The sequence below is a fragment of the Kitasatospora sp. NEAU-CNBT7 genome, assembly GCF_057220535.1.
In genome coordinates, this window is record NZ_JBXQQB010000001.1 from 470,099 (window position 1) to 483,206 (window position 13,108).

Sequence of the window (13,108 nt, forward strand, 5' to 3'; positions counted from 1 at the left end):
ACGATGGAGCGTCAGCAGCGGATGCGGCCGGTCGACCCGAGACTGCTCACCCACGCCCGCACCACCCGGGCCTTCCTCGCCGGGTCCGTCCTGCTCGGCGGGGCGGGCGCGGTGCTGGTGGTGGTCCAGGCCGGCCTGATCGCCGAGATCGTGGTCCGGGCGTTCCAGCAGCACGCGTACGGGCTCACCGGGCCGCTGCTGTGGCTGGCCGCCACCGCGGCCGGCCGGGCCGCCGTCGCCTGGCTCACCGAACTGACCGCGCACCGCTCGGTGGCCCGGGTGAAGTCCACCCTGCGCGGCCGCCTGCTGGAGCACGCCACCGCGCTCGGCCCGTCCTACCTGGCGGGCCGGCGCACCGGCGAACTCACCGCGCTCGCCACCCGCGGCATCGACGCGCTGGACGACTACTTCGCCCGCTACCTGCCGCAGCTGGCGCTCGCCGTGGTCGTCCCGGTGGTGGTGCTGGCCCGGATCGCGGGCGCCGACTGGAGGTCGGCGGCCGTCATCGCCGCCACCCTGCCGCTGATCCCGCTGTTCATGGTGCTGATCGGCCTGGCCACCCAGACCAGGATGGACCGTCAGTGGGAGGGCCTGGCCCGGCTCTCCCACCACTTCCTCGACGTGGTGGCCGGGCTGCCCACCCTCAAGGTGTTCGGCCGCGCCAAGGCGCAGGCCCGCACCATCGCCCGGGTCACCGACGAGTACCGCCGGGCCACCCTGCGGACCCTGCGGATCGCCTTCATCTCCTCGTTCGCCCTGGAACTGCTCGCCACCCTCTCGGTCGCGCTGGTCGCCGTCTCGGTCGGCTTCCGCCTGGTCGACGGCACGCTCGACCTGGAGACCGGGCTGCTGGTGCTGATCCTCGCCCCCGAGGTCCACCTGCCGATCCGCCAGGTCGGCGCGCTCTACCACTCCAGCGTCGAAGGGCTGACCGCAGCCGGCCAGATCTTCGAGGTGCTCGAGACCCCGCTGCCCGCCGCCGGCACCCGCCCGGTGCCACCCCTGCGGGGGGCGGACATCACCCTCACCGGTGTCACCGTCACCCACCCGGGTCGCACCGCCCCCGCCCTCGACGGCGTCACCCTCACCCTCGAGCCGGGCACCACCACCGCACTCACCGGCCCCAGCGGCGCCGGCAAGTCCACCCTGCTCGCCGTCCTGCTCGGCTTCACCCCGCCCACCGCCGGGACCGTCCGGATCGGCGGCACCGACCTCGCCGACCTCGACCCGGCCGAGTGGCGCCGGCAGATCGCCTGGGTGCCGCAGCACCCGCAGCTGTTCGCCGGCACCATCGCCGACAACGTCCGCCTCGCCCGGCCCGACGCCACCGACCAGGAGGTCCGCGCGGCCCTCGCCGCCGCCCACGCCACCGACTTCGCCGACCCGGCCGCCGTGCTCGGCGAAGGCGGCACCGGCCTCTCGGCCGGCCAGCGCCAGCGGATCGCACTGGCCCGGGCCCTGCTCGCGGACCGCCCGCTGGTCCTGCTGGACGAGCCGACCGCCAACCTCGACGGCGAGAGCGAGGCCGCCGTGGTGGACGCCGTCCGCGCCCTCGCCGAAGGCCGCACCGTCCTGCTGGTCGCCCACCGGCCGGCCCTGCTCGCCGCCGCCGGCCACCGCCACCACCTCCCAGGCCCCCCGCTGCCGCCCGCCGCCCCCGCCCCGGACGCGCTCCCGGCCCCCGCCGCCACCGGCCGCCCGCGGACCGCACCCGAGGACGGCGACGACACCCCGCCGGACACCCCCGCCCGCCCCCGGCTGGCCCGGTCCGTGCTGCTCGGCTCGCTCGCGCTCGGCTGCGCCGTCGCACTGATGGCCACCTCCGGCTGGCTGATCTCCCGGGCCTCGGAGATGCCGCCGGTGCTCTACCTGATGATGGCCGTCACCTCCGTCCGGGCCTTCGGCATCGGGCGCAGCGTCTTCCGGTACGCCGAGCGCCTGACGGCGCACGACACGGTGCTCAAGGCACTCGGCGGCGTACGGACCGCCGTCTACGCCCGCCTCGAGCGCCTGGCGCCCGCCGCACTGCCCGGCTACCGCCGGGGCGACCTGCTGGCCAGGCTGGTGTCCGACGTCGACGCCGTCCAGGACCACTACCTGCGCTGGCGGCTCCCGGCCGCCGTCGCGCTCACCGTCTCGCTGGCCGCCTCGGCCGCGCTGGCCGCCTTCCTGCCGGCCGCCGGACTGCTGCTCGCGCTCGGACTGGCGCTGGCCGGCGCCGCCGTGCCGGCCCTCGCCACCCTGGCCGGCGGCCGGTCGGAACGTCAGCAGGCGCCCGCCCGGGGAGAGTTGGCCGTCGCCGTGGTCGACACCCTGACCGGCACCGCCGAACTGACCGTGGCCGGCGCGCTGCCCGCCCGGCTCGCCGCCGCCCGCCGCGCCGACCGTACGCTCACCCGGCTCGCCGCCCGCTCCGCCGCCACCGGCGGGCTGTCGGCCGGACTGACCGCGCTGGTCACCGGCCTGACCGTGACCGCCGCCGCGGCCGCCAGCGTGCACGCCGTGCGAACCGGCGCGCTCCCGGGCGTCTGCCTGGCGCTGGTGGTGCTCACCCCGCTGGCCGCGTTCGAAGCGGTGGCGGGCATGCCGACCGCCGTGCTCTTCCGCGAACGCAGCCGCGCCGCCCGGGCCCGGCTGGCCGAACTGGCGGACACCCCCGACCCGGTCACCGAGCCCGCCGACCCGCGGCCGCTGCCCGAGCACCCGCTGCCGATCGCCGTCCGCGGCCTCACCGCCCGCTGGCCCGGCCGGGAACGGGACGCGCTGCGCGGCCTCGACCTGGACCTCGCGCCCGGCCGCCGGATCGCCGTGGTCGGCCCGTCCGGCTCCGGCAAGACCACCCTCGCCCACGTGCTGCTCCGCTTCCTGGACCAGCGGGCCGGCACCGTCACCCTCGGCGCGGGCCGTCCACAGGCTGTGGACAGCCGTTCGATCCCCGCCGACCTGGTCCGCCGCACCATCGGCCTGTGCGCCCAGGACGCCCACGTCTTCGACAGCTCGCTGCGCGAGAACCTCCGCCTCGCCCGACCCGGCGCCGACGAGGCCGACCTGCGGGCCGCCCTGGCCGCGGCCCGGCTGCTCGACTGGGTGGACACCCTCCCCAGGGGCCTGGACACCATGGTCGGCGAGCACGGCGCCCGGCTCTCCCGCGGCCAGCGCCAGCGCCTGGCACTGGCCCGCGCCCTGCTCGCCGACTTCCCGCTGCTGATCCTGGACGAACCCGCCGAGCACCTCGACCTGCCCACCGCCGACGCCCTCACCGCCGACCTGCTGGCCGCCACCGCCGGCCGGACCACCCTGCTGATCACCCACCGGCTGGCCGGCCTGGACGACACCACCGTGGACGAGGTGCTGGTGCTGGCCGACGGCGCCGTGGTGGAGCGGGGCCGCTGGTCCGACCTGGCCGCCCGCCCCGACAGCCGCCTGAGCGCGATGCGCGCACGCGAGCAGCGCGCCGACACCCTGCTCACAGCGGTCTGACCCGGCTCACGACGGCCCCACCGCACCCGGACCGGACAGCGAACAAACCACCCAAAAGGGGCGGATCACTCTAGGCTCGACCCATGGAGACCCAGCCGTCCGGCCACCCCGAGCAGCCCCCGGCGACCGCGCGACCCGCACCGCCGGCCCGCCCCGGGCAGCCGGCCCGCCCCGAGCCGTCCGACCGGCCCGACCAGGCCCCGCACCGGGTACCCGAGATCGCCTCCCTCGGCCTGGACACCCTGGTCACCGAGGTCTCCGAACGCCTGCAGTCCGCCGCCGCCGTCACCGACCGGATGCAGCGCCTGCTGGAGGCCGTCGTCTCCGTCGGCGCCGGCCTCGACCTGCACGCCACCCTCCACCGCATCGCCACCGGCGCCGCCGAACTGGTCGACGCCGAGTACGCCGCCCTCGGCGTGGTCTCCCCCCACGGCAACGGCCTGTCCGACTTCATCCACGTCGGCATCGACGACGCCACCGCCGCCGCGATCGGCGAACTCCCCTCCGGCCGCGGCATCCTCGGCGCCCTGATCGACAACCCCGAACCGCTGCGCCTGGCCGACCTCGGCCAGGACCCGCGCTCCACCGGCTTCCCCCCGCACCACCCGCCGATGACCTCCTTTCTCGGCGAGCCGATCCGGGTCCGCGAGGAGGTCTTCGGCAACCTCTACCTGACCGGCAAGAAGGGCGGCGCCGGCTTCACCCCCGAGGACGAACAGGTGGTCCACGCACTGGCCGCCGCCGCCGGCGTCGCCATCGAGAACTCCCGCCTGTACGAGGACGGCCGCCGCCGCGAACGCTGGATCGCCGGCGCCGCCGCCGTCACCACCGCCCTGCTCTCCTCGGACGAGGCCAAGGTCGCCCTGACCGTCGCCGCCGAACAGGTCAGGGAACTCGCCGACGCCGCGGTCGGCATGATCCTGCTGCCCACCGTCGACGGCCGGATGCGGGTCGCCCACGCCTCCGGCGAGGTCGCCGAGTACCTCAACGGCGAGCTGATGCCACCGGGCAGCTTCGCCACCCACCTGATGGCGGGGGAGAGCGTCTTCCTCGACGACATGTCCTCCGACCCCGCCGTGGTGCTCCGCCTCGCCCGCCGCTTCGGACCCTCGATGGCCCTGCCCATGGTGTCCTCCGGCCGGGTGCTCGGCGGCCTGTGCGTCTGGCGGCAGCGCGGCTCCGCCCCGTTCACCGACGACGAGAAACAGCTTGCCCAGACCTTCGCCTCGCAGGCCGCGCTCGCCCTGCGGCTCGCCGAGGGCCAGCTCGACAAACAGCGCCTGGCCGTCTTCCAGGACCGCGACCGGATCGCCCGCGACCTGCACGACCTCGTCATCCAACGGCTGTTCGCCACCGGCATGATGCTGGAGAGCGCCGCCCGCCGCGCCGTCGTCCCCGAGGTCAGGACCGGCATCGGCCAGGCCGTCGACGAACTCGACGCCACCATCCAGGAGGTGCGCACCACCATCTACGCCCTGCAGCACGGCGACGCCGACGACGAACCCGACACCCTGCGCACCCGCGTCCTGCGCGAAGGCAGCCAGGCCGCCGCCGTGCTCGGCTTCAAACCGAACATCACCTTCACCGGACCGCTGGAGAGCCTGGTCGGCGAGAAGACCTCCCGCCAACTGCTCGCCGCCCTCCGGGAGATGCTCTCCAACACCGCCCGCCACGCGCGCGCCTCCCGGGTCGCCGTCGAGATCGACGCCACCGTCCACCTCGACGCCGAGGGCCACCCCGTCCCGGGCGACCCGGAGTCCCTGGAACGGGCCGGCAAGCCCGGCGTCCTGCTCACCGTCACCGACGACGGCATCGGCATCCCGGACGGCGGCCGCCGCAGCGGCCTGCGCAACCTCGCCCGCCGGGCCGAGGTCCTCGGCGGCGACGCCTGGCACGAGCCCGGCCCGCACGGCAAGGGCACCCGGGTCCGCTGGACCGCCCGCTACTGACCCGCCCGCGGCCACCCCGCCGGGCAGCAGCACCCTCGGGGCAGCCGCACCCGCCGGGCAACCGCGCCCTCAGGGCAGCAGCGTCTCGATCACCGCCGCCACCCCGTCCTCGTCGTTGCCCACCGTGTGCCGCGCCACCGCCGCCAGCACCTCGGGATGCGCATTGGCCACCGCGTACGCGCTGCCCGCCCAGGCGAGCATCTCCAGGTCGTTCGGCATGTCCCCGAAGGCCACCACCTCCGACCGGTCAATGCCCTGCTCGGCACACCACCGCGCCAGCGTGCTCGCCTTGGTCACCCCCCGCGCACTGATCTCCAGCAGCGCCACCGGACTCGACCGGGTGATCTCCGCCAGTGCGCCCGCCGCCACCCGCGCCCTGGCCAGGAACACGTCCGGGTCCAGCTCCGGATGCTTGGCCAGCAGCTTGAACAGCCCGCCCACCCGGCCGTCACCCAGCAACTCCTCCGCCGCGGCCACCGGATGGTCCTCGTCCGACCCCCACATCCGCAGCTCGTACCCCGGCTCCCGGGCGAAGCCACCCGGGTACTCGAACGCGAACGACGTCCCCGGCAGCTCGGCCCGCAGCGCCTCCACCACCGCCAGCGCGTCCGCCACCGCCAGCGGGAAGGTCTCCAGCAGCTCCCCGCGCCGCACGTCCACCACCGCGCCGCCGTTCGAGCAGATCGCCACCCCGTGGCCGCCGATGTGCGAGCTGAGCTGCGCCATCCAGCGCGGCGGCCGGCCGGTCACGAACACCACCTGGACACCCGCCCGCTCGGCCCGGGCCAGCGCCGCGGCCGTCCGCTCGGAGACGGCGCCGCTGGCGCACAGCAGGGTGCCGTCGAGGTCGGTGGCGATCAGGCGGGGGCGGGGGGAGGTGGTCACCGCCCCATCTTCGCTCACCTGCGCGCGGACCCGGGAGAGGCATGCCCTCCCGGGCCCGCGCCCGGACCGAGCTCAGCCGGTCCGCAGGGTCATTGCGGCGGTGTGCAGCGTCCCACCGGTCCGGAACTGCACGAACAGCCGCCAGTCACCGGCCGCCGGCAGCTCGGCGTGGAAGCGCAAGCCCGGCCCGCCGTTGTTGCCGTCCGCCGCCGCGCCCTCCGGGTGCAGGTGGGCGAAGGCCAGGTCACCCGCGTGGAAGGCGGTCAGATGGCCGAAGGTCCCCAGGTACGGCTCCAGGTCGGTCACCGGCTGCCCGTCCCGGGTCACCGTCAGGGCCAGCTCGCCGCCCTTCGGCGTGCCGCCGTCCACCGTGACGGTGTAGCCGTCCACGGTGGCGCTCCCGGCCGCCGGCGGCAGCGGGACGGGGCTCGCCGCGCCCGGCACGGTGACCTGCTCGCCGAGCACCAGCGCGGCGCCCTTCCCGGGGCCGCTGTCCGGGGTGAACGAGGCGTACAGCCGCCAGTCGCCCGTCGCGAGCGGCTCCAGCGCCGCGCGCCAGGTACCGTCCGGGCCGAGCTCCGGGTGCAGGTGCTGAAAACCGGTCAGGTCGGAGCGGATCGCGTAGAAGTGCAGCTGCTTCGTCTGCTCCGGCACGTACGCGGTGACCGGCGCGCCGTCCGGCCCGGTGATCCTGAACCGGTACTCCGCGCCGGCCAGCGCACCCGCCAGCCGGTAGCCGTTCCGCTCCGCGGCCAGGCCGGACCCGGCGGCCGCACCGGCCGCACCGGCCATGTCGTGACCGGCCATGTCGTGACCGGCCGTGTCCTGCCCGGCGGTGGCATGGCTGTGGTTGTGGCCCTGGTGCGGCGAGCCGGCCGGTGACGCGCAGGCCGTCGGCGCGACGGCCAGCAGACCGGCCGCCGCCACGGCGGACAGCGCACGGCGCAGCGGATCGGTGGTGGGGGCGTTCCTCACGGGTGTGTCTCCAAGAGTGGTACGGACAGGATGCCGACGGCCGGATCCCGGGCGGGTCCGGCGGCGCCCGTCAGGTCCGCGAGACACACACCCGCAGCAGCACCGCACGCCCCCGCCCCGGCGGTGCCCGGCACCCGGACACCGGCGCCGCCACCGGACCGGCGGCCGCCGCCGGCCACCGCGGCAGCAGTCCGAGCGGCGCGGGCCCGGGCCTGCCGACCGCCACCCCCGACGCCCGCGCCGGGGTCGCCGCGCACAGCACGTCCGGGCGCTGCGCCGTCGGCGTCCGTCCGGGCCCGGCCTGCTGGTGGTGGTGCGTGCCGACGGCCACCGCCCGGTGGCAGCCGGCCGCCGCGGCCGGGTCACCGTGCATCAGGAACAGCCCCAGCAGCAGCGCGCACAGCACCCCGAACCGGGGCACCGCCCCACCGCGTACCGCCATCCCCGTCCCCGTCCCCGCCACCCCGCCGTCCGTCCGGCCACCACCTGGCCGGCCCGCCACCACCTGGCCGGCCCGCCCAAGGTACCCCCACCCGGTATCGGGCCGGGATCCGCCGGGCGGCCGGCCGCCGACCGGCTTCCCGCGGCTCCGGGTCCTGCACTACGGTCGACCCCGCATGCCGCTACGGGGGAGGTAACCGCATGGCGATCGAGCTGCCCGGTGAAGTCGTGTCACTGCTGTCGTTCATCGGGATCAACTGGCCGACGGTGAACGAGGACAGCGTGCGGGAGTTCGCCTCGCACGTGCGGGAGTTCGCCGGGAACGTGGAGTCCGCGCACCGCGAGTCGACGGCGACCGTGCACGCCCTGGGCGCCGCGTACGAGGGCGCGTCGTACGAGGCGCTGCTGGCCAAGTGGTCGCAGCTGTCGGACAGTCACTTCAACGAACTGGTCCAGGCGTGCCACGTGGTGGCGACGGCGCTGGACGTGGCCGCGGACGTGATCGTGGCGATGAAGCTGGAGACCATCGCCGAGCTGGTGGTGCTGGCGGCGGCGCTGGTGGCGGACCAGGCGGCGGCGGTGGCGACCCTCGGGGCGGCGGAGGCCGCGGTGATCGCCATCGAGGAGGCGGGCAAGCGGCTGGTCAACTACCTGGAGCAGCAGCTGGAGCAGTACGTCATCGGGCAGGTGATCGAGGCCGCGATCGACCCGCTGGTCGAGGTGGTCGCGGGCGCGGTGGGCGGGCTGGTCTTCGAGGCGGCGGAGTCCGCGCTCGGGGTGTCCGGCGGCGGCGGGGGCACGGGCTTCCGGATCGACCCGGACGCGCTGGACGCGCACGCCCGGCTGATGCACGACCACGCCGAGACGGTGGCCGGCCACGCGGAGGCGTTCCGGGCGAAGGCCGCGGCGGTGAGCTTCGAATGAGCAACCAGATCGTCAGAGCGCTGGAGCACGGCGCGCAGAAGCTCGGCAGGACACTCGCCGAGGACGCCGGCAAGGCGCTGAAGAACTTCTACCGCAAGGCCGGCGACAACCTGAAGAAGGTCGCCCACAACCACCGCGAGACCGACGCCAGACACGCCCGCGACCTGGAACGCATCCTCAAGGGCGAGGACGGCAAGGGGCTGCCGCACCCCCGCTCCGGCGGCGGCACGGGGCGCGGCGGCTCGCACCCCAGGGGCCGCGGCCGCGACCAGGTACGGAGCCCGCGCACCGAGGGCCGTCCGCAGGACACCCGCTGCGGTGGCGGCGAGCCGGTCGACATGGCGACCGGCCGGATGTACATCGACCAGGTCGACGCCGCACTTCCCGGTTCCCTCCCGCTGGAGTTCACCCGGAGCTTCGACTCCGGCTACCTGGCCGGCCGCTGGATGGGCCCCCGATGGGTGTGCACCTTCGACGAGCGCCTGGAGATCGACGGCGACGGCGTGGTCCACATCCGCCCGGACCGCATCACCCAGGCCTACCCCCACCCCGAGCCGGGCGATCCCGTCCTCGCCTCGGCCGGTTCACGGCACGGACTCGACCTCGACCCGGACAGCGGCCGCTACACCGTCACCGACCCGGCCACCGGCCTGGTCAAGGAGTTCACCCCCACGCCCGACGGCGCCGAGGCACTCCTGACCGCCGTGCGGGACCGGCACGGCCGCCACTACGCCCTCGCCTACGACCCCGACGGGGTCCCGCTGTCGATCACCCACTCCGGCGGCTACCGGCTCCTGGTCACGGTCGACGCCGACCGCATCACCGCCCTTCGCCTCGCCGGGGCCGGCGACCACGGCGGCGACGCACTCCTCACCCGGTACAGCTACACCGACGGCCACCTCGGCGCGGTCTACAACTCCTCCGGCAAGCCCATGCGCTTCGCCAACGACGCCACCGGCCGCATGCTGTCCTGGACCGACCGCAACGGCTCCCGGTACCGGTACACCTACGACCACCTCGACCGGGTCGTCGACGAGGGCGGCACCGACGGCTTCCTCCGCTTCCGCTTCACCTACGGCGAGCCCGACCCCACGACCGGCCTGCGGACCCACACCGAGACCGACGCCCTCGGCCACACCACCACCTACCTGGTCAACGACCACGCGCAGGTCGTGGCGATCACCGACCCGCTCGGCCGCACGACCCGCCACGAGCGCGACGCGTACGACCGCCTCCTCACCGAGACCGACCCGCTCGGCCGCACCACCCGCTACGCCTACGACGGCGCCGGCGACCTGGTCACCATCACCCGGCCCGACGGCCTGCGGAGCAAGGCCGAGTACGCCGACGGCCTCGCCCTGCCCACCGTCGTCACCGCACCGGGCGGCGCGACCTGGCGGCAGACCTACGACAGCCGCGGCCGCCGCCTCACGCTCACCGACCCGCTCGGCGCCGTCACCCGCTACGAGTACGACGACCTCGGCCACCCCGTCGCGGTCACGGACGCGCTCGGCGGCGTCACCCGCCTGCGGTGCGACCCGGCCGGCCTCCCGGTCGAGGTGACCGGACCGACCGGGGCCACCGCCCGCTACCAGCGGGACGCCCACGGCCGCACCGTGGCCGTCACCGACCCGCTCGGCGGTGTCACCCGGATGACCTGGACCGTCGAGGGCCGCCCGGCGAGCCGGACCACGCCCGACGGCGCCACCGAGAGCTGGACCTACGACGGCGAGGGCAACCGGACCACCCGCACCGACCCGCTCGGCCGGACCACCGCCTTCGAATTCACCCACTTCGAGGCCCTCGCCGCCCGCACCACCCCCGACGGCGCCCGCTACACCTTCGGCTACGACGAGAACATGCAGCTCGTCTCCGTCACCGACCCCCTCGGCAAGCAGTGGACCTACGCGTACGACGCGGCGGGACAGCTCATCGGGGAGAGCGACTTCCACGGCCGCACGGTCGGCTACGGCTACGACGAGGCCGGGAGCCTCACGGAGGTGTCCGACGCCCACGGCCGGCACACCCGCTACCGCTACGACCGGCTCGGCCGGGTCGAGGCCAAGGAGGTCGACGGCCGCGTCACCACGTACCGCTACGACGCCGCCGGCCGCCTGACCGGTGCCGAGGACCCGGACACCCTGATCACCCGGACCGTCGACGCACTCGGCAACCTGCTGACCGAGACCGTCGACGGCCGCACCCTCGTCCACCACCGCGACGTCCTCGGCCGCCGGACCAGCCGGATCACACCCGCCGGGCACACCAGCGACTGGACCTACGACCCCGACGGCCGGCCGACCGGACTCACCACGTCCGGCGGCACGTTCGACTTCGCCTACGACGCGGCCGGACGCGAGAGCGAACGGACCATCGACGGCACCCTCACCCTCAGCAGCGCCTGGGACGGCCGGCACCGGCTCACCGGCCAGACCCTCCGCAGCCGCTCCGCCACCCTGCAACAGCGCGACTACCGCTACCGCGCCGACGGCCACCTCATCGGCATCACCGCCCAGCTCGGCGGCGAGCGGAGCTTCGAACTGGACGCGATCGGCCGGGTCACCGCCGTCCGGGCCGACGACTGGACGGAGAGCTACGCCTACGACCCGACCGGCAACCTGGTCGACGCCCGGTGGCCCGCCGCCGAGCCCGCGAGCGCCGCCCTCGGGGCCCGCACCTACCAGGGCACCCAGCTCGTGTCCGCCGGCCGGATCCGGTACGAGTACGACGACCGCGGCCGCACGGTCCTGCGGCAGCGGACCCGGCTGTCCAGGAAGCCCGACACCTGGCGCTACACCTGGGACGCCGAGGACCGCCTGACCGGCGTCGTCACCCCGGACGGCACCGCCTGGCGCTACCGCTACGACCCGCTCGGGCGCCGCACCTCGAAGGAACGGCTCACCCCCGACGGCTCGGCGGTCGAGGAACGCGTCGACTTCACCTGGGACGGCTCGCACCTCGCCGAGCAGACCACGCACGCCCCGTACCTGCCGGGCCCCTACACGCTCAGCTGGGACCACCAGGGCCGGCGACCGCTCGCCCAGACCGAGACCATCACCACCCACGAGCCGGCCGGATCCGCGCAGGACCGGATCGACCGCCGGTTCTTCGCCATCGTCACCGACCTCGTCGGAACCCCCACCGAACTCGTCGACCCGGCCACCGAGACCCTCGCCTGGCGCACCACCACGACCCTGTGGGGGACCACCACCTGGCCGAGCGACAGCGCCGCGTACACGCCGCTCCGCTTCCCCGGCCAGTACTTCGACCCCGAGACGCGGCTCCACTACAACCTGCACCGGTACTACGACCCGGAGACCGCCCGCTACACCTCGCCGGACCCGCTCGGCCTCACCCCCGCGCCCAACCCGGACACCTACGTCCACAACCCGCACACCTGGTCCGATCCGCTCGGCCTCTCCCCGCACCCGCCGCGGCCGCCCATGCGGTGGGACCACAACAACATCGACGCCAAGTACGACAAGCACGTCCTGGGGCAGGGGAAGCGTCCCGGCGAGAAGGCCGACATGCCCGAGTACCAGGACCGGGACAAGGACGACGACGGCTTCGGCCGGTACGAGCAGGACGCGGAGCACCTGATGAACCGCCCCCTGACCCCCGACATCCGGGAAGTGGTGCGCGCGAGCGACGGCGCGGTCCTGCGACTGCACACGCCGACCGGCCGGCTGGTGTTCGGGCAGAATGGCAAGATCACGAACTTCTTCCGGCCGGACGACGCGATCGAGTACATGGAGAAGGAGAGCAGGCGCTAGTGGGAGCCGACTTCGAGCGCGAGTTCTCGCAGGCGTTCACCGCCAAGGGGTGGCGCACCGCGATCACCCCTGGCGAGGCCCTGGACCGGTGGCAGCGCTTCGCCACCGACTGCGAGGCCGGGTTCCCCTGGGACCTCGACGACTACCTCAACGACCTGTCCCTGCGCACGGTCCTCTCGGAGGTCCTCCCCCGGCTCGCCGGCCCGGAGGCGGACGGCCTGCGGGACGCGATCGGGCGGATCGACCCGGCGGTCCGGCAGGTGCTGGCCGACGACTCGTTCCCCTCCTACCCGACCGACCAGTGGTGGCTGCGCAACAGCCCCTCGTACGCGGCCCGCAGCTTCTGCGAGGAGTTCGAGGCCGCGTACGGCCTCCGCATCCGCCGGCAGTCGCGCTTCGACGACGACGTGGCCGAACTGGCCCGACTGGCGTCCGCCGGCCTCGGGCCGGCCGACGCCTGCCTGCACCTGCGCGCCTCGGGGCGCTACGCCACCACCGCGGACGGCCTGTTCCTGCGCGCGGCCAAGGAAGGCCTCGGCCTCGACCGGCGGGCCGCGAGAGTCCTCTGGTCCTGGCTCACCGGAACGATCACCGACACCGAACTCCGCTCCTCCCTCGACCAGGCGTGACGCCCGGCCCACCCACCTCGCCGAGGCACCGCACAGGCCGTGGGGACACCGG

General features: G+C 75.1%; 8 protein-coding genes. 5 read left to right on the forward strand and 3 right to left on the reverse strand.

The window, feature by feature from the left end; genetic code table 11:
• Positions 1 to 21 precede the first annotated feature (21 nt).
• Together cydD and AC2TEW_RS02125 are read left to right on the forward strand one after the other, a co-directional pair.
• A complete protein-coding gene (cydD, locus tag AC2TEW_RS02120) occupies positions 22 to 3,480 on the forward strand; it encodes a thiol reductant ABC exporter subunit CydD (RefSeq protein ID WP_484621635.1) in 3,459 nt (1,152 codons plus the stop codon).
• A gap of 83 nt (positions 3,481 to 3,563) precedes the next feature.
• A complete protein-coding gene (locus tag AC2TEW_RS02125) occupies positions 3,564 to 5,429 on the forward strand; it encodes a sensor histidine kinase (RefSeq protein ID WP_484621516.1) in 1,866 nt (621 codons plus the stop codon).
• A gap of 69 nt (positions 5,430 to 5,498) precedes the next feature.
• On the opposite strand, the gene AC2TEW_RS02130 is transcribed toward AC2TEW_RS02125, so the two are convergent.
• From AC2TEW_RS02130 to AC2TEW_RS02140, 3 genes are all read right to left on the reverse strand, one after another.
• Positions 5,499 to 6,314, reverse strand: coding sequence for an HAD family hydrolase (locus AC2TEW_RS02130; protein WP_484621517.1), 816 nt, complete (start codon positions 6,312 to 6,314; stop codon positions 5,499 to 5,501).
• Between the two features lie 72 nt (positions 6,315 to 6,386).
• Complete coding sequence (locus AC2TEW_RS02135; RefSeq protein ID WP_484621518.1) at positions 6,387 to 7,289, reverse strand: DUF8832 domain-containing protein; 903 nt, start codon at positions 7,287 to 7,289, stop codon at positions 6,387 to 6,389.
• Positions 7,290 to 7,359: 70 nt separating this feature from the next.
• Positions 7,360 to 7,731, reverse strand: a complete 372-nt coding sequence (locus tag AC2TEW_RS02140) for a hypothetical protein (RefSeq protein ID WP_484621519.1) — start codon at positions 7,729 to 7,731, stop codon at positions 7,360 to 7,362.
• 200 nt (positions 7,732 to 7,931) lie between these two features.
• Here AC2TEW_RS02140 and AC2TEW_RS02145 point away from each other — a divergent pair, with 200 nt between their 5' ends.
• Genes AC2TEW_RS02145 through AC2TEW_RS02155 form a run of 3 tightly spaced genes read left to right on the forward strand, consistent with a single transcriptional unit; the run spans position 7,932 to position 13,056 of the window.
• Entirely contained in the window at positions 7,932 to 8,654 is a 723-nt protein-coding gene (locus AC2TEW_RS02145) for a WXG100-like domain-containing protein (RefSeq protein WP_484621520.1), read from the forward strand.
• A complete protein-coding gene (locus AC2TEW_RS02150) occupies positions 8,651 to 12,427 on the forward strand; it encodes a DUF6531 domain-containing protein (RefSeq protein WP_484621521.1) in 3,777 nt (1,258 codons plus the stop codon). The genes AC2TEW_RS02145 and AC2TEW_RS02150 overlap by 4 nt, the downstream gene beginning before the upstream one ends.
• Entirely contained in the window at positions 12,427 to 13,056 is a 630-nt protein-coding gene (locus AC2TEW_RS02155; RefSeq protein ID WP_484621522.1) for a hypothetical protein, read from the forward strand. The genes AC2TEW_RS02150 and AC2TEW_RS02155 overlap by 1 nt, the downstream gene beginning before the upstream one ends.
• The last annotated feature ends 52 nt before the right edge of the window (positions 13,057 to 13,108 follow it).

Coding starts and splice junctions, on each gene's coding strand:
- AC2TEW_RS02150 (WP_484621521.1), top strand. CDS start 8,651: ATGAGCAACCAGATCGTCAGAGCGCTGGAGCACGGCGCGCAGAAGCTC.
- cydD (WP_484621635.1), top strand. CDS start 22: ATGCGGCCGGTCGACCCGAGACTGCTCACCCACGCCCGCACCACCCGG.
- AC2TEW_RS02140 (WP_484621519.1), bottom strand. CDS start 7,731: ATGGCGGTACGCGGTGGGGCGGTGCCCCGGTTCGGGGTGCTGTGCGCG.
- AC2TEW_RS02145 (WP_484621520.1), top strand. CDS start 7,932: ATGGCGATCGAGCTGCCCGGTGAAGTCGTGTCACTGCTGTCGTTCATC.
- AC2TEW_RS02125 (WP_484621516.1), top strand. CDS start 3,564: ATGGAGACCCAGCCGTCCGGCCACCCCGAGCAGCCCCCGGCGACCGCG.